The sequence below is a fragment of the Avibacterium volantium genome (assembly GCF_900635775.1).
GTDB lineage: Bacteria > Pseudomonadota > Gammaproteobacteria > Enterobacterales > Pasteurellaceae > Avibacterium > Avibacterium volantium.
This window is the reverse complement of sequence record NZ_LR134167.1, coordinates 768,562-784,325: the sequence shown is the minus strand read 5'-3', so window position 1 is coordinate 784,325 and position 15,764 is coordinate 768,562. Positions and strand designations below refer to the sequence as shown.

The 15,764-nt window shown below is 39.0% G+C and carries 14 protein-coding genes and 2 pseudogenes; 4 read left to right on the top strand and 12 right to left on the bottom strand.

What is annotated here, in order from left to right; all coding sequences use genetic code 11:
* Window positions 1-29 precede the first annotated feature (29 nt).
* The 5 genes from ELZ61_RS03880 to ELZ61_RS03860 all read right to left on the bottom strand — a co-directional run bounded on the left by ELZ61_RS03880 (window position 30) and on the right by ELZ61_RS03860 (window position 2,766).
* Window positions 30-449, bottom strand: a complete 420-nt coding sequence (locus ELZ61_RS03880; protein WP_126371581.1) for a RidA family protein — start codon at window positions 447-449, stop codon at window positions 30-32.
* A 90-nt stretch (window positions 450-539) separates the two neighbouring features.
* Window positions 540-824 (bottom strand): type II toxin-antitoxin system RelE/ParE family toxin, encoded by a 285-nt coding sequence (locus ELZ61_RS03875; RefSeq protein ID WP_126371579.1) that lies wholly within the window; start codon window positions 822-824, stop codon window positions 540-542.
* Window positions 817-1,002, bottom strand: coding sequence for a hypothetical protein (locus ELZ61_RS03870; RefSeq protein ID WP_126371577.1), 186 nt, complete (start codon window positions 1,000-1,002; stop codon window positions 817-819). The genes ELZ61_RS03875 and ELZ61_RS03870 overlap by 8 nt, the downstream gene beginning before the upstream one ends.
* Window positions 1,003-1,189: 187 nt before the next feature.
* Complete coding sequence (locus tag ELZ61_RS03865; protein ID WP_126373575.1) at window positions 1,190-1,771, bottom strand: aminotransferase class IV family protein; 582 nt, start codon at window positions 1,769-1,771, stop codon at window positions 1,190-1,192.
* Window positions 1,771-2,766: an aminodeoxychorismate synthase component I gene (locus tag ELZ61_RS03860; RefSeq protein ID WP_126371575.1), complete on the bottom strand. Its 996-nt coding sequence runs from the start codon at window positions 2,764-2,766 to the stop codon at window positions 1,771-1,773. The genes ELZ61_RS03865 and ELZ61_RS03860 overlap by 1 nt, the downstream gene beginning before the upstream one ends.
* Window positions 2,767-2,822: 56 nt before the next feature.
* Here ELZ61_RS03860 and ELZ61_RS03855 point away from each other — a divergent pair, with 56 nt between their 5' ends.
* Window positions 2,823-3,392, top strand: a complete 570-nt coding sequence (locus ELZ61_RS03855) for an anthranilate synthase component II (RefSeq protein WP_126371573.1) — start codon at window positions 2,823-2,825, stop codon at window positions 3,390-3,392.
* A gap of 118 nt (window positions 3,393-3,510) precedes the next feature.
* Window positions 3,511-3,990, top strand: coding sequence for a Dps family protein (locus tag ELZ61_RS03850; protein WP_103853920.1), 480 nt, complete (start codon window positions 3,511-3,513; stop codon window positions 3,988-3,990).
* A gap of 193 nt (window positions 3,991-4,183) precedes the next feature.
* Here ELZ61_RS03850 and ELZ61_RS03845 read toward each other — a convergent pair.
* The 6 genes and pseudogenes from ELZ61_RS03845 to adhE all read right to left on the bottom strand — a co-directional run bounded on the left by ELZ61_RS03845 (window position 4,184) and on the right by adhE (window position 12,853).
* Window positions 4,184-4,837: pseudogene (locus ELZ61_RS03845) on the bottom strand (IS1595 family transposase).
* A gap of 58 nt (window positions 4,838-4,895) precedes the next feature.
* Window positions 4,896-7,655, bottom strand: a complete 2,760-nt coding sequence (locus ELZ61_RS03840) for a DEAD/DEAH box helicase family protein (RefSeq protein ID WP_126371571.1) — start codon at window positions 7,653-7,655, stop codon at window positions 4,896-4,898.
* Window positions 7,652-9,085 (bottom strand): site-specific DNA-methyltransferase, encoded by a 1,434-nt coding sequence (locus ELZ61_RS03835; RefSeq protein WP_197717474.1) that lies wholly within the window; start codon window positions 9,083-9,085, stop codon window positions 7,652-7,654. The genes ELZ61_RS03840 and ELZ61_RS03835 overlap by 4 nt, the downstream gene beginning before the upstream one ends.
* Window positions 9,086-9,318: 233 nt before the next feature.
* Complete coding sequence (locus ELZ61_RS03830) at window positions 9,319-9,759, bottom strand: site-specific DNA-methyltransferase (RefSeq protein WP_126373573.1); 441 nt, start codon at window positions 9,757-9,759, stop codon at window positions 9,319-9,321.
* 16 nt (window positions 9,760-9,775) lie between these two features.
* Window positions 9,776-9,975, bottom strand: a pseudogene (locus ELZ61_RS03825) (hypothetical protein); the annotation flags it as partial.
* Between the two features lie 253 nt (window positions 9,976-10,228).
* Entirely contained in the window at window positions 10,229-12,853 is a 2,625-nt protein-coding gene (gene adhE / locus ELZ61_RS03820) for a bifunctional acetaldehyde-CoA/alcohol dehydrogenase (RefSeq protein ID WP_126371567.1), read from the bottom strand.
* Between the two features lie 296 nt (window positions 12,854-13,149).
* Between adhE and ELZ61_RS03815 the strand changes: the two genes are divergently transcribed.
* Together ELZ61_RS03815 and ELZ61_RS03810 are read left to right on the top strand one after the other, a co-directional pair.
* Entirely contained in the window at window positions 13,150-13,884 is a 735-nt protein-coding gene (locus tag ELZ61_RS03815) for a hypothetical protein (protein ID WP_126371565.1), read from the top strand.
* Window positions 13,885-14,082: 198 nt separating this feature from the next.
* Window positions 14,083-14,802, top strand: coding sequence for a pirin family protein (locus ELZ61_RS03810; RefSeq protein ID WP_126371563.1), 720 nt, complete (start codon window positions 14,083-14,085; stop codon window positions 14,800-14,802).
* A gap of 107 nt (window positions 14,803-14,909) precedes the next feature.
* Here the strand turns inward: ELZ61_RS03810 and ypfJ are convergent, their stop codons facing one another.
* Complete coding sequence (gene ypfJ / locus ELZ61_RS03805; protein ID WP_126371561.1) at window positions 14,910-15,740, bottom strand: KPN_02809 family neutral zinc metallopeptidase; 831 nt, start codon at window positions 15,738-15,740, stop codon at window positions 14,910-14,912.
* Between the last annotated feature and the right edge of the window lie 24 nt (window positions 15,741-15,764).

Sequence of the window (15,764 nt, the reverse complement as noted above, 5' to 3'; positions counted from 1 at the left end):
CTACATAATACCGTTATTTTTTGTGATTATTATCTACAGATAGAAATTCCATATCCTTTGGAATTTCTCACCGCAATGGCTTCAATTTCTACACCCACATCTTTTGGCAATCGAGCCACTTCAACACAAGAGCGAGCAGGGAAATTAGGGTGATTATTTTCTTTAAAGAAACGTTCATATTCTGCATTTACAGTAGCAAAATCATTCAAGTCTTTAACAAAAACCGTCGTTTTCACAATATCAGCCACAGTTAAACCTGCTTGCTCAATAATGGCTTTAACATTTTCTAAAGATTGGCGTGCTTGAGCCACAATATCCACCGGCACTTCACCTGTTGCAGGATTAACCGGAATTTGCCCAGAAGTTAGTACTAAATTGCCTAAATCCACCGCTTGTACATAAGGCCCAATCGCCGCTGGCGCTTTTTCGGTATGAATAATTTTTGTCATTTTATTTCCTTTTATTGAATGAAAAGATGGTTTTATTCTATGTAATCTTGCCGAAAACTGAAAGGAAAATCTATTTATATAAAGAGCTTATTAAGGACGTGGATAAAGCCTGCGACTATGGATAATGGTTTTGATATGCACTTCATCGCCTAAAATATCATAAACAATACGATAACCACGGCAAAAGGCTTCGCGCGTTCCATCATTGCGCATTCGACCGATAGCTTGTGGCATAAAGGCGATAAGTTCAAAAGTTTTGTTAAATTCTTGCTGTAATTTTTGTGGCGTGGAAATAAAACCAGTAAATTCATAAACACTGGCTAAAATCTCATCGATGTCATTGAGGGCTAAATCAGATAAAATGATATTAGTCATAAGCTCCACCGAGCAGAGCTTCTTCTTGTGCGGCGAGTTCTGCTGCTTTTCGTTCAATCGTTGCCTGCCATTTTGCATTGGCTTGCTCAAGGGTAAAAACACGCCCCGCTTTAAAATCTTCATCAGCACGGCGGATTTTTTCTGCTAAAAATTCATCATAACCTTTTTCTTTAAACATTTGGCTTCTCTCTAATAAACTTGAACGAATATTGAACCGATCCTAGCACTTTTTACAGTGAACAACAACAGATTCAAGGGGCTTTAGTGCGTAGGGGTGGACCTATGTGTCCGCCCGACATTTCCCCCCATTCGAGCAGGCACACAGCCTAGCCCCTACACAAATCATCAAAAGAACGGTTAAAAACTCACAACGGATTTAACGCATTAATCAGTCTAATTTCCTCATAATCAGCTAAATCAGCGAGAAAAATTGACCGCACTTTGATTTTATTTTGTTGCAGTAATGCGGTGCGTTGGGTACCGATTAATAAGGGGCTGTCGGGGGTGAACCATTGTGAGCCTTGGCGTAACACAAGATTACCAATGGAGCAATCCGTTACCTTACCATTTTTGATAATCATAATCTCATCACAATCGCCTTTTTGTTTTAGCAATTCGTTGAAGATAGCACGATCGCTGTATTTCAGGTGGTAGTCAATGTCATCGCAAATCACAGGCTGGAAGCGTTGGTAGGTTTTACGCTGATAGGGAAAACATTGCAGGTGATATTGCGTGGCGTTGTAGTCGATACGGCAGCGGATAATCGGGCTTTGAAGATTTGCCCAAAGTGCGGTGTTTTTTTGCAGAATTTTTGCGAGGGAAAAAATTTCATAAGATTGTCCTACATAAAATTCACGCAGGCTGTTTTCATAACGCTGTTGGTGCAGGGCAAGATTTTGCACTTGCCCATTTTCAATGCACAGGGTTTCAAACAGGGGAAAATTCATCATTTTGTTCCTTGCTGAAATTTAAGAGGGACATAAATTTTCTCTAACAATTCTTGATATTCTTGTGAGGCACTGCTTTGAATGGTGATGCCGCCGCCACTGTGGAAAGCATAGTTTCCGTTTTGCTGAGAAATAAAGCGAATGGCCACCGCACTTTCTAGGCTTTCGCCGTTAAAAATGCCAAACACGCCAGTGTAATAGCCCCGTGGTGCTAATTCCGCTTGTTGAATGGTGGCAACGGTTTTTTCTTTCGGCGCACCGCTGATTGAGCCTGCGGGTAAAAGCTGGCTGAGTATTGTGCCGATGTTGGCTTGCCAGTTTTTCTTAAGGTCGGCACAAATCTCTGAACTTGTCTGCCAGATCGCACCACGTTCGGTGAAAATCTTTTCTAAATAACGAAAACGCTTTACTTGCACATTTTGCCCTACGATAGCCAGATCATTACGCATTAAATCCACAATGGTGTAATGTTCCCGTTGCTCTTTTTCACAATTGAGTAATTGCTTCTCTGCATCAGGCAAGTTGGCGTTAATCGTGCCTTTCATTGGGTAAGTGAAAATTTGGTTATGCGCGATTTTCACGAAAGGCTCAGGGGAAAAACAGACAAACTCGTTTTTAAACAAGAGCTTATATTTCGCTTGCGTGGCATAAAACAGCGTATTGAGATCGTAATTTATCGCAATCGGCGTGGCGTAAGTGAGATTAAGCAAATAGGAATTTCCTTGCTGTAACGCCTGTTGCACAATCTCAAAGCTTTGCTGATAAGTGGCGAAATCGATGGGAAATTTTTCTAGCTTAAAGGGCTGTTTTAGGGTTGCTTTTTGTGCCGTTGCAAGATTATTTTGGCTGGCAAATTCAAACCAAATACCTTGTTCAGCGCATTGTGCAAGGGGGCAAATAACAGGTTTTTGCTGTTCAAAATCAATCAAAAAGAAAAAGGGCGCTCGCTGGTTTCCTAGTTGGTTGGCTTGCGAAATAAAGTCATTCAATAGCATAAAAAGGGCTAATCAAGTAAGATAATCAAATGCCAGCATTGTAGAAAATCTTCAGAATGAACACAAATTTATTAATTATCAATAATCACGATTCTTTTACCTATAATTTAGTGGATTTAATTCGTCAATTTGACGTGCCGTTTTCTGTGGTGAATGTGGAACAGCTAAATCTTGATGAAGTGGATAATTTCAGCCATATTTTGATTTCCCCCGGTCCTGATGTGCCGAGTGCTTATCCACAACTGTTTGCGATGTTGGAGCGCTATCAGCATCGAAAATCAATTTTGGGCGTTTGCCTTGGGCATCAAACCCTGTGCCAGTTTTTTGGTGCAACCTTGTATAATTTGCCGCAGGTGCGACACGGGCAGGCAAAGCAAATCAAAGTGCGGTCAAATTCTGTCTTATTTTTCGGCTTGCCTACGCAATTTCAAATTGGGCTTTATCATTCGTGGGCGGTCTCACAGCAGCATTTTCCGCCACAATTGGAGATTACTGCCACTTGCGAAGACGATGTGATTATGGCAATGCAGCATCGCCATTTGCCAATTTTTGGCGTACAATTTCACCCAGAATCCTATATTTCAGAACAGGGCAAGGCATTAATTGCTAACTGGCTGAAAACTTAAAGCTATCAATGGATTTGTGATGAATAGTTTTAAACTATTAAATCTATCATTTATATCCATTTTATTTGTAAGGGATTAATCCCTATTATATTTCCAACAAAACAGAGGAGAACATACTATGGCAACAAATATCGGCTTAGACAAAGCGACTTCAGAAAAATTAGCACAAGAACTCAATAATTTACTTGCGACTTATCAAGTATTTTATATGAACGTGCGCGGTTATCACTGGAACATTAAAGGGGTAAACTTCTTTGAATTACACGCAAAATTTGAGGAAATTTATGATGATTTAGTGGTGAAAGTGGACGAAATCGCAGAGCGTATTTTGACGTTAGGCTACACGCCAAGCAATGCGTTCAGCGAGTATTTAACCAAATCTTTAATCAAAGAACATACAGGCGTGAGTGCAGCGCAAGACTGTTTAAGTGGCACATTAAGTGGTTTCAAAACCTTGTTAAAACAACAACGTGAAATCTTAGCCTTAGCCGCTGATGCAGATGATGAAGGCACCGCTTCACAAATGAGCGACTACATCAAAGAGCAAGAAAAATTAGTGTGGATGTTTACTGCAGCTTGTGAAAGTTGCAATAGCTAACTTTTGAATAAAAGGCTGTGTTTTAACAATCCGTTGATAAAGGCAACACCAGTAAAGAGCGTTCGAGGAACGCTCTTTCTGATTCTAGGTAATTAATAAAATTGCTTTATATATTGTTAGCGATGAAAATATTCCGATCTTTCTTGTAATCTCATTTAAAAATAATTTGATTTGGAGCTGTAGTAGATTAGCCCTAAATTTCACACCATTTTCGCAATATTTTTAACTGCTCTTTTGGTGTCCCAAAGTTAAACCGAAATTCACATTCCTTCAAGAATAAAGGAAAGTTTTTTCGGTTAATTCCATTATATTTTCGCAGTATCCGCTTCGCCTGATTCCAAAAATTTTCAATGCCATTAATATGATTTTGTTTCACCGCAAATAGCTCGGAATGATTGATTCGTTCGTGGTGAAATTCACTCACATCAAGCGCATCATAACTGCGATAAGTGTCCGTATAAACCCAGCTATCAGGCTTGATTTTTCTTTTAATAACAGGGAGTAATGTTTCACTCTTGGTGTTTTCAACCACAACAGTAAATACCTTTCCTTGTCGTTTTAGTCACCCAAAAACAGCAACTTTTCCAGCCGCTCCTCGTCCTCGTTTTCCCTTTCGATGACCACCAAAATAGCTTTCGTCTAGTTCAATTTCCCCCTCAAAAATCTCGTTAACTTCAAGGGATAAATGATAGCCAATCACAAGCCTGATTTTATGGTAGAACAAAGCGGCTGTATTCGGTTGAATATCTAGCAAATTTGCTGCTGTTCTTGCAGTAACTTCTGCGACAAAAAACCCAAGCAGTTTTTTCTGTATGGATTTCTTTAATTTACAATATGTTACCTTCATTTTTGTAGTATAGCATTGTTGCTAATCTACTACAGCCCTTTGATTTTTATGATTTTAATTAGCCGATGGGAAATAACTGCTTGAACTTTTCATATTGTTCAGGACTTTTCTCTTTATCAGCAAAAAAGGGCAAGCCAATCAAACGATAATGCGGTGTATCGCGACGCAAAATTTTATCTTTACCATATTTATTGGTAATCTTATTCAAAAACTGTTGTTTCCAAGCATCTGCTTCTAGTAAATGATTTCCTTTTGGTTCAATAAAAATTTGATAATGTAATAAGCCATGAGTTTGATGGCTTTGAGATCGATTTTTATCTTTCAACAACAAAATAAAATCAGGCATAAAACCCTCGCCATCATCAAAATTGGCTAATCTCAACACTTCTTCATTGCGAATTAACCTTACATCATAATTGGTTTGCAAATTACCCAATTGATTGGCAATAAAGGTAATCAAATTTTCTTCCAAAGCGTTGCCGATAAAGTTATCCATTACATACCAATCATACTTTTGAATAACAGATTGTTTAATTTGGGATTTTTCAACCCATTTCTGTTTTGGTTTGCCAAAAATTTTCCACAAGTTTTTAGGCGTAAATTCGGTTGTTCCTATAAATGGCTTATCGCTTTGATTTAAATGGGTTTCAACTTTATCCAGCACCATCAAACAAGCCTGTAACTTATCAGCAGGGCTAATGTTTTTACTTTCGTCTAAACCCAAAAATTCAATCTTCCAATCTTTGAGTAAATCCATTTGCAATTCATCACGTCTGGCAATATTCAGCTTAGTTTGCAACTGGTTAAAATGAAACAAAGAATTTGCCTTTTTTCCTTTAATATGCAACGCCTTATTGAAAATATGCCTATCCATTTCTGAAACTTTGATTATTTGGGTAAATGCAGTCTGTTTGCCAATTTGTTGGGATTGTTCATCTTTTTCATCGGCTTTAAATTGAGTTTCCAGCAAAATTTGACTGCCGTGTGTGGTAAACGACAACGTTTGTAGATTAGCTTTCAAGCTATCCGCATTATGGGCTTTCGCATGTGGATTGGCTTTTTTTTCGTTTACCCAAATCAGAATGTTTCTAAAACTTTCATCTTGTGCAAATTTTTCTTTCAATCCAATTTTGACTAAAACCTTATCTGTATTTTCAGGCAGGAAACCATCTTTACGTAATTCCGCCTTTAATTCAGAAATATAACGAGATTTTTCATCGTGCGTGTAATAAAACAATTCTTCCAACACACGCAAATCGTGTTGTTGGTTTTCATCAAATTTACGCTTATTGGGTAATTTATCTTCAAACATAAAAGGAAAATAACGTACACCACGCCCGATTAACTGCTTTTCTGAAACTGTTGCAGATGCTGTTTTTCCTGCTTTTTTGTTTGTACCACCGCCATTTTGCCCTTCATACAAACGCACAATATCAAACAAATTCAATACGTCCCAGCCTTCGGTTAATCTATCAACAGTAAAAATAGCTCGGATGGGATTATCTGCCGCTTCCAAATTGTTCAACAATTTTTCTGTTGCTTCATCGGTTTTTTCTTTTTTTGTTTTATTGGTTTCAGAGTTGGTTATGATCACATTATGTGCTTGATACGACTGGTGAATCCAATCAGCAATATTGCTGTGTTCTAAGCCTTGTTCACGCATAAATGTCAATGCTTGCTCGGTGCGTGTTTTGCCTTGTTCATTTTCGTTTTCGTCTGTTTTTAGGTTATCTGAAAGTCGATTTAAAAATGCAAAATCCGCTGCTTGAATATGCTGTACCCATTGTAAAAATTCTCGATAATCCGCTTTGGACTCATCAATCGTTTTACTGCGAAACAGCATCACAGGCTTGAAATTTGCAATCCCATATTTCAATGCAATTTGATGGCGATACCAGGCAAAAAACAAAGCGTGCAATACACGTTCTCTTTTATCAAAAGTGGAAGAAACCAAGTTAATCGACTTGGTGTAACCTTTACTCAAAAAATCTTTTAAATCAAACTTCGTGATGATTTTGTCACAGTATTTTTCTTGCACTTCCGTGTTTTCAGGTAGCGTAGCGGTAAATTCCAGCAATACATTTTCACTAGGATTACCGTTTTTATTCAGCAATAACTCTAAAACCATATGCTCCCAGCCCTTGCGTTCAATTTCCGCTTCACTGGTTTGTCCTGTAATTTCCTTATCCAAATCGAGTTCTGCTGATTTCCCCTTTTTGGTTTGTGCGTTCAAATGGTGTGCTTCATCACCCAGCATCACAATCTTCAGCTTATGTAAATCCGCCAATGTTGTTTGATTTTCGCGTTCTGTGTGAATATCGTTATATAGCTTTTGAATACTGGTAAATTTAATTTCAATTCCGTTTGGATTGGGGCTAAACGTATCCACGTTTTTAATTTGGATAACATCATCATTATGCAAAATTTTTTCCTTAAACAAATATTTTGCATGGTTGGAATCGGTAAAGTTGTTTTCTGTTTTATCAACAATATTGTTTTGATTCACAAAAAACAGAAAATGGCGATAACCCTTTTCAAAATAATACAAAATGAGTGCCGCCATCATCAGCGTTTTACCTGCCCCTGTTGCCATATTAAACAGCAAATGTGTGGGACGATTTTTAATATCAGGGAAATCTTTCAATATGGCAATGCGTTCAAAAATCAAGAAATTTTCTAGTGCGGATTTTTGCCATTCAAATAAGCCATATTTCAAATTCTCAGTGATAAATTCAGGTAGCTTGAATTTACTTTCATCGCCATCTTCCATGTAAATGGCTTTGCGATTTTCAATCACATCAAATAACGTTTTGCTCATTCTTTATCTCCGTCTTGATAAAATTGCTTATTCAATGCTTTATCTTCATCGCTCAAGCTGTCTTTGTATTGTTCATCATTCATTTCAGAATACGATACATACATTTGATTTAAATCCAACATTTCCAATATCATTTGTTTTTGTTCATCAAGTGATAATTGTGCAAATTCAGGCTCTTGCAAAATATTAGTAAACTCCGCTACGCTGACGTTGTATTTCAAGAAATATTTATTACACAACTCATCAAACAAAGCTTTGATGCCGTCTGAATCTTCACAAGCCAAAATCTGTTGTTTTGCCGTTTCGTTAAATGGTGCGATTTCCGCATACACGAATTCGCCTCCGCCTTGCCAATTGACGGCTTTAGAAATACCGCCTTGTTCGCCATCAATCACTTTTTTTATACGCTCAACAGCAAGTGTTTCGATATAATTCATTTGCTCAATGCCGATATATTGACGGTTCATTTTATGGGCAACAGCGGCGGTTGTGCCGCTGCCTAAATGGTAGTCTAGGATGATGTCGGATTCATTGGTTGCTATTTCAATAATTCTTTTTAGTAATTGTTCTGGTTTTTTCCCACCATTAAAAGCCACTCCGCCTTGGGTTCTACAATTTCCAAAACTATCTTTGTAATCCCAAAAATTATCTATATAGATATCTTCATCTTTTAATAAATTTTTTATTGGAATGGTCTTTGCATTTTCATTAGAACATTGTTTTTCAATAGGGATTCCTGTATAAAATTTACCATTTATAGCTGTTGCTTGTTTGGGACCCGTAATATATCTGTATCCTAAACCATCTCCTTTTGTTCCCATTCCAATCACTTTATATAAAACACCTAATCCATCTTTATCTTTACGTTCTTTAAGATATAAATGTAAAAATTCAGCTGCTGAACCACCTTGTTTAACTAATGAACCCGTTGCCCATGTTTCTTTTAAGGCATTTTTATGTGGTTTAACTTTATCTATTCTATATTGATGCGGTTTAAAAATAATAACTTCTCTACCACCAATAATTTCAGTTTTACCTTTTTCTAATTCCTTAATTTCATAACAGAAAGAATCATATGAATATTCAATTTTATCTTTATTAGGTCTATAATTTGTATTGGAATATACAAAAATATGTTCAATTATTTTCTGATAATCGTTATCTTCATTTAATGTCTTATTAGCAAATCTTACTTGAACATATAATGTAACTTTACTATTTTCTCTACCAAAAATTTCATCCATTAAAACTTTTAAATAAGCCTGCTCATTATCATCACATTGCACAAAAATCACACCATCATCAGCCAATAATTCCCGAGCGACTTCTAGCCTATTTTTCATAAAAGTTAGCCAAGTAGAATGGTTGAATTTATCGTTATATTTAAAACCATCGTTGCCTGTGTTGTAGGGGGGATCGATATAAATCAGCTTCACTTTGCCACGAAACTGCGTAGCAAGTGAATGAAGTGCAATCAAATTATTGCCTTTAATAATCAGATTTTCAGTAGGTGTGCCATCGGCACGGCGTTTGATTTCTTTTACAGGTTGTTTACCGTCTTTAGTGTAGCGTGCAAAATTTGAAAAGGCTTTGGCATCTAATAAACGATCAATTTCATCAAATGCAAGAATTTGATTAAAAAAGATTTCTTGTCTTTTTCGTGTTAATTTAGTGTATAATTGGCTGGCTGGCTATTGTTGCGTTTGAAATAAACTTCTTCGCCTTCTTCGCTGCTTTGCCCGCCATTCAACACACAATCTTTAAAGGGAAAGTCCAACACAATATCGCTGCTGTCTTTTAAAAAACGTTTACCATCCGTTAAGCCAATGCGGTTGGCAAATCGGGTGTAAGAGTTGTTTACGCTGTGTTTGTCCAAGAAAAAACGAAACTCCTGCATTTTAAACACCCACGCCCCGCCAATTTTAGTAAAAAAATGACGTTTCAACGTTTCGTTTTGCAACAATAATCCGATAATGACAGGGTCGGTTTTTTCCGCTGCATCAATCAGCTTAGGTTTATTGAGTGTGGTTTGGTTTTCGTCTGCCCAATATTCTGGCTGTGATTTTAGGGCTTGATGTAGTTCGTCTTGAATCATATTACTCATCATTTAAAATCCTTATTTAATTGGCTGTGGCAGCATAACAATTTATTGTAGATTGTATTAGAATAAAAGGGCGTGTAGCCACGTCTGATCGCCCGACTGTACATATGGTTTTGCGAATAAAATCTAGCAAAACTGCTTTTTATTTGCCGATGTATCTTTGACGAAATTTAAAAAATCGTGATACACCAAATACTTGTTCAAGTATTTGTTTGTCATAATCCTTGCCATTTTTGACCTTTTCTTTTTGGCTGACGGAAGACAAAAAGCCTGTTCGTGTCAGATAAATTCTCAAAAAAGCGGTTTTAAAATGCCTAACTCTTTTGTTATACCTGATATGACAAAATTTCTTACCGTTCAATTAACTATAAAAATTTTATCAAGTACAATTAAAATATCAACGGATTATTAAAATACTTTCTAATAAAAAAACCACCGCTCTTTTAAAACGGTGGTTTTTTATTTTTACCAATTAATACTGGCTTGCTTCATAGCCATAATAAGCATTGGTTAAAATAACTTCCATATCTTCCACTAATGGCAAGCGTGGGTTCGCCGGTGAGCATTGGTCTTCAAAGGCAAGCAAGGCAATATCACGGCGTGCGTCAAGCCAAGTTTGCTCATCAATGCCTTGTTCTTTGAAGGACATTTGAATTCCTACGCTAGCGGCTAAATCATAACAAGCTTGGGCGAAAGATTTCACGCCTTCTTCTGGGGTTGCGCAAGGTAAGCCGAGCATACGCGCGATTTCTTGGTATTTCACATCTGCTTTGTAATGATTGTATTTCGGCCAAGTTGCCACTTTTTGCGGACGTGTGCCGTTATAACGAATAACGTGCGGCATTAAAATCGCATTGGTACGTCCGTGTGGTGTGTGGAAACGGCCACCAATTTTGTGGGCGAGAGAATGGTTCATTCCTAAGAACGCATTGGCGAATGCCATTCCCGCCATTGTTGATGCATTGTGCATTTTTTCGCGCGCTTCAGGATCTTTTTCTTTCACTGAACGCTCAAGGTTTTCAAAGACCAATTTGATGGCTTGTAAGGCTAAGCCGTCAGTGAAGTCGTTAGCAAGCACGGAAACATAGGCTTCTGTTGCGTGTGTAAGCACATCTAACCCTGTATCTGCGGCAACGTGTGCAGGAACTGTCATTACTAAAGCAGGATCTACAATTGCAACGGTTGGGGTGAGTGAGTAATCGGCGATTGGATATTTTTTATCCCCCTCGGTGATCACCGCAAATGGTGTTACTTCAGAACCTGTACCTGAAGTGGTTGGAATACCAATAAAACGGGCTTTGCGTCCTAATTGTGGGAATTTGAACGCGCGTTTACGGATATCCATAAATTTTTGTACGAGATCGCGGAAATCCACTTCAGGTTGTTCATAGAATAACCACATTACTTTCGCCGCGTCCATTGATGAGCCACCACCTAGGGCAATAATGGTGTCTGGTTTGTAGCTACGGATTAGCTCAACCCCACGGCGTACGGTTTCAATGCTTGGATCTGGCTCAACATCGGCGAATAATTGATAGGTAACGTGATTGCCGCGTGCGGTGATTTGTTTCGCAATTTTTTCTACAAAGCCTAAATCTACCATTGTGCGGTCGGTGATGATCACCACGCGTTCCATTCCTTTCATTGATTGTAAATATTGGATTGAATCCCGTTCAAAATAGATTTTTGAAGGCACTTTAAACCATTGCATATTATTTCTCCGTCTGCCCACTCGTTTAATATTTAATAAATTCACCGCACTGACGTTGTTGCCTACGGAGTTTTTGCCGTAAGAGCCACAACCAAGGGTTAAAGATGGCAAGAAGGAGTTATAAACGTCCCCGATACCACCGAAAGTGGACGGTGAATTCCAAATCACACGAATGGCTTTCACACGCTCGCCAAATTCTTTGGCAAGGGCTGCGTCTTTGGTGTGAATGGCTGCAGAATGGCCTAAACCGTTAAATTCCACCATTTGTTCGGCAAGTTTCACCCCTTCTTCACGGGAATGGGATTTAAGCAAGGCTAGCACTGGGGAAAGTTTTTCACGGGTGAGTGGTTCTTTTGTCCCAACTTCTTTACATTCAGCTAAAAGAATATTGGTTTTTTCTGGCACTTCAAAACCAGCTTGTTGCGCAATCCAATGGGCAGGTTTACCCACTACGTTGGCGTTTAATTTTGCCCCTGCACAGTTTGCGCTGTTCGTTTTCGCGCCGAACATAAATTCTTCCAACATCGCTTTTTCTTTTTTATTGACTAGGTAAACACCATAAGATTTCATTTCTTTAATGAAATCGTCATAGATTTCCGCATCAACAATCGCCGCTTGTTCAGAAGCACAAATCATTCCGTTATCAAAGGCTTTAGACATCACAATATCGTGTACTGCTTGTTGAAGATCGGCGCTTTTTTCTACATAGGCTGGCACATTTCCTGCCCCTACGCCAAGGGCGGGTTTACCGCAAGAATAAGCCGCTTCAACCATTGCGTTACCGCCTGTGGCTAAAATAGTTGCGATACCAGGGTGTTTCATTAAGGCTGACGTGCCTTCCATTGATGGGGCTTCAATCCATTGCACACAATTTTTTGGTGCACCTGCTGCCACCGCAGCATCATAAACAATGCGCGCTGCGTGAGCGGAAGATTGTTGTGCAGAAGGGTGGAAAGCAAAAACGATTGGGTTACGAGTTTTAAGGGCGATAAGGGCTTTGAAGATGGTGGTGGAAGTTGGATTAGTGGTCGGCGTGATACCGCAAATTACCCCAACCGGGTCGGCAATTTCGGTAATGCCTGTTACATCATCTTCACTAATCACCCCAACGGTTTTGAGATTTCGCATATTATTCACCACATATTCGCAGGCAAATAAATTTTTCGTTGCTTTATCTTCAAACACACCGCGCCCCGTTTCTTCATAAGCGTGCATCGCAAGCACACCGTGCTGATCGAGCGCCGCCACCGAGGCTTTCGCCACAATGTAATCAACCTGTTCTTGGTTGAGCTGGCGGAATTCTTCTAAGGCAACCAAGCCTTTTTCCACCAAGGCGTTCACTTCTGCTTGAGCTGGGCTAATTGTGTTTTCAACCACGTTACTCATAATGATTTCTCCTAAAGTTTTAAATTGATAATTTTTTTCTGCGAAAAATTATACCTACTTGGAGGGATAAGAGCGTAAACAATTTTGCATTAAAAGAGTAAACTGTGATCTAGATCAAATGGCAAAAATACGCTTATTTTACAAGCATTTAACTCCATTTTAACAAATGGCAAAATTGCCTTATTTTTTAAAGAGATCCAACCATCAGCAAAGCAAAGTGGAATTAATTTAAAAGGTGAAAAAAATCGCTTAAAATCTGTGTAGTTGATAATTATTCCTATTTATAGAGGTTAAGTATGAACGAACGTATTTCTTTTGCTCAATTACTCAATTCTTCTATTTTACTCGGCTTTCTCGTGCTGGTTGGCTGGTCGGTGGCTTATTGTTATAACTGGGGATTGGCTTGGTATTATGGCTATCCTTGGGATATTGTTGAAGTGGGAAGATCGGATATTGCACGCAGTTTATTCCACGTTCTAGGCGTATCTGCGTTTATGCTGCTGACCTATGTTTTAGGGATTAAGCTATTGATTTTATTAAAAGCGAAACTCTCATCATCGCCTTTTAACTTTGTTCGCACGTTGCTAACTTGCTTCATTTTAAGCTTCCCATTATTTTTAGAAATTACCGTGCTGATTAAAGTGTTCACACTTTATAGCTTATTAATTTATCTTGCTGGGCTGCTCATCATCAGCCTGCTACTATGCCGTTTTTTCACCCGTTACAACATCTGTATGCTATGGCAATTTCTCACCACAAAACAAATCAACATCGTGCCGACAATGGTGGTGATTTATTTTTACTTTGTGATCCTTGCTTGTCTTGTGGGTTACCTGCGCCCTTTTAACAAAGAGATGTATCATAAGCTAGACATTAATGCCGAGCAGTATTTTATCCTAGCCAAGAACTGTAACAGCCTGATTTTAGGTAAAAGTTATGAAAAGGGCGGTAAGGATTTCTATTTAATGCCTTGTCATTACGGTAACAAAGGGGATATTTGCCATATTGTGGCGGGTATGGCAGCAAAATAATTTCCTTCCTTAAAAGAAAAATGCGGTGGAAAATACCGCACTTTTTTTGCCATTTTATTTATAAAAGCAAAGGTTTTTTGCTTTATTGTTTACTAATAAGAAAAAATGTATTCACGAAAGAGGGCTTTATCTCCCAATTCTGCGGCGTAAAATACACCCCGTAAAACAAATTAATTAAACAGAATTAGGAGCGTAAATATGAATACAGTATTTCATTCAGCAGATAGCCGTGGTAATGCAAATCACGGTTGGTTAAAAAGCCGCCATACCTTTAGCTTTGCCAATTATTATGATCCAGCGCGTATCCATTTTGGTGCATTGCGTGTGATCAATGATGATTATGTTGAAGGGGGAATGGGCTTTGGCACACACCCACACGACAATATGGAAATTATTTCTATCCCATTAAGTGGTGATTTAGCGCACAAAGACAATATGGGCAACGGCAGTGTGATTCGCCAAGGTGATATTCAAGTAATGTCAGCCGGCACAGGCATTACGCACAGCGAAATGAACCCAAATGCGGATACACCAGTGCAATTTTTACAAATTTGGGTGTTTCCAAATCAACGTAATGTGACACCACGTTATCAGCAAATTAGCATTGCTGAAGGGGAAAAACGCAATGATTTCCAACAAATTCTTTCACCGAATGCCGATGATGAAGGCGTGTGGATTCACCAAGATGCGTGGTTCTCTCTTGCGAAATTTGATCAAGGTACGAGCAAAACTTATAACCTTCATAAAGCAGGCAATGGCGTGTATGCTTTCGTATTAAAAGGCAACGCGACAATTGCAGGAAAACCGCTATCAAGCCGTGATGGTTTAGGTGTTTGGGATACCGAAAGTTTCGATGTGGTGGCAGATTCCGACACAGAAATTCTGTTAATGGAAGTGCCAATGGAATTACCACAATAAGGGCTTAAAACATAAAATTGCTTATCTTTCGGGATAAGCGATTTTTTTATAAAACAGAAGTGCGGTGGAAAATTTCCGAGTTTTTCACCGCACTTTATCTTTCACCGTTAGTTAAAGGTGTTACATTGGCTTGGCTCACCAGTTTGTAAACCACGTTTGAACCAAGTTAAACGCTGTGCAGACGTACCGTGGGTAAAGCTGTCTGGCACGGCATAGCCTTGCGAGCGTTTTTGTAAGCGATCGTCTCCAACCGCTTCAGCAGCGCGGAAGGCTTTTTCTAAATCGCCCGTTTCAAATAAGCCAGTTTTTGCCGCTTGATTAGCCCACACACCGGCAAAACAATCTGCCTGCAATTCTAATTTAACCGAAAGCTGATTGGCTTGTGCTTGGTTAAGGCTTTGTTGCGCGCGGTGGACTTTAGGCAAAATACCAAGCAAGTTTTGAATATGGTGTCCTACTTCGTGAGCGATCACATAGGCAAAAGCAGATTCCCCTTCTGCACCGAGTTGATGTTTCATATCACTATAAAAAGACAGATCCAGATAAACACGATGATCGTTGGGGCAGTAGAACGGCCCCATTGCAGATTGTCCTGTGCCACAGGCGGTGGAAGTTGCGCCATTGTACAGCACCATAATAGGCGGGGCATAACGCTGATTTTGTTGCGCGAAATAGTTTCCCCACACGGTTTCTGTATCCGCTAATACCACCCGAGAAAGGCTATTTAGCTCTTGTTCTTCTTGGCTACTTACCGTATGGTTAGCTTGGCTGCCAAAATCAGGTGTGCCGACAATCCCTGATAAATCAACACCATAATAAGCACCAACCAGTAAAATAATAAAACCAAGCACGCCCGTTTTTTTACCGCCACCAAAACCGCCTCTTGCACTTCTTCTGTCTTCCACATTGGAACTTTCTCTACGACCTTGCCAACGCATAATTTTTCCTCAGTTACTAAAATT

What these genes read in the sequence shown, in the direction of transcription:
- ELZ61_RS03880 (WP_126371581.1), bottom strand. Translation starts at nt 449, where the DNA reads ATGACAAAAATTATTCATACCGAAAAAGCGCCAGCGGCGATTGGGCCT.
- ELZ61_RS03875 (WP_126371579.1), bottom strand. Translation starts at nt 824, where the DNA reads ATGACTAATATCATTTTATCTGATTTAGCCCTCAATGACATCGATGAG.
- ELZ61_RS03870 (WP_126371577.1), bottom strand. Translation starts at nt 1,002, where the DNA reads ATGTTTAAAGAAAAAGGTTATGATGAATTTTTAGCAGAAAAAATCCGC.
- ELZ61_RS03865 (WP_126373575.1), bottom strand. Translation starts at nt 1,771, where the DNA reads ATGAATTTTCCCCTGTTTGAAACCCTGTGCATTGAAAATGGGCAAGTG.
- ELZ61_RS03860 (WP_126371575.1), bottom strand. Translation starts at nt 2,766, where the DNA reads ATGCTATTGAATGACTTTATTTCGCAAGCCAACCAACTAGGAAACCAG.
- ELZ61_RS03855 (WP_126371573.1), top strand. Translation starts at nt 2,823, where the DNA reads ATGAACACAAATTTATTAATTATCAATAATCACGATTCTTTTACCTAT.
- ELZ61_RS03850 (WP_103853920.1), top strand. Translation starts at nt 3,511, where the DNA reads ATGGCAACAAATATCGGCTTAGACAAAGCGACTTCAGAAAAATTAGCA.
- ELZ61_RS03840 (WP_126371571.1), bottom strand. Translation starts at nt 7,655, where the DNA reads ATGAGCAAAACGTTATTTGATGTGATTGAAAATCGCAAAGCCATTTAC.
- ELZ61_RS03830 (WP_126373573.1), bottom strand. Translation starts at nt 9,759, where the DNA reads ATGAGTAATATGATTCAAGACGAACTACATCAAGCCCTAAAATCACAG.
- adhE (WP_126371567.1), bottom strand. Translation starts at nt 12,853, where the DNA reads ATGAGTAACGTGGTTGAAAACACAATTAGCCCAGCTCAAGCAGAAGTG.
- ELZ61_RS03815 (WP_126371565.1), top strand. Translation starts at nt 13,150, where the DNA reads ATGAACGAACGTATTTCTTTTGCTCAATTACTCAATTCTTCTATTTTA.
- ELZ61_RS03810 (WP_126371563.1), top strand. Translation starts at nt 14,083, where the DNA reads ATGAATACAGTATTTCATTCAGCAGATAGCCGTGGTAATGCAAATCAC.
- ypfJ (WP_126371561.1), bottom strand. Translation starts at nt 15,740, where the DNA reads ATGCGTTGGCAAGGTCGTAGAGAAAGTTCCAATGTGGAAGACAGAAGA.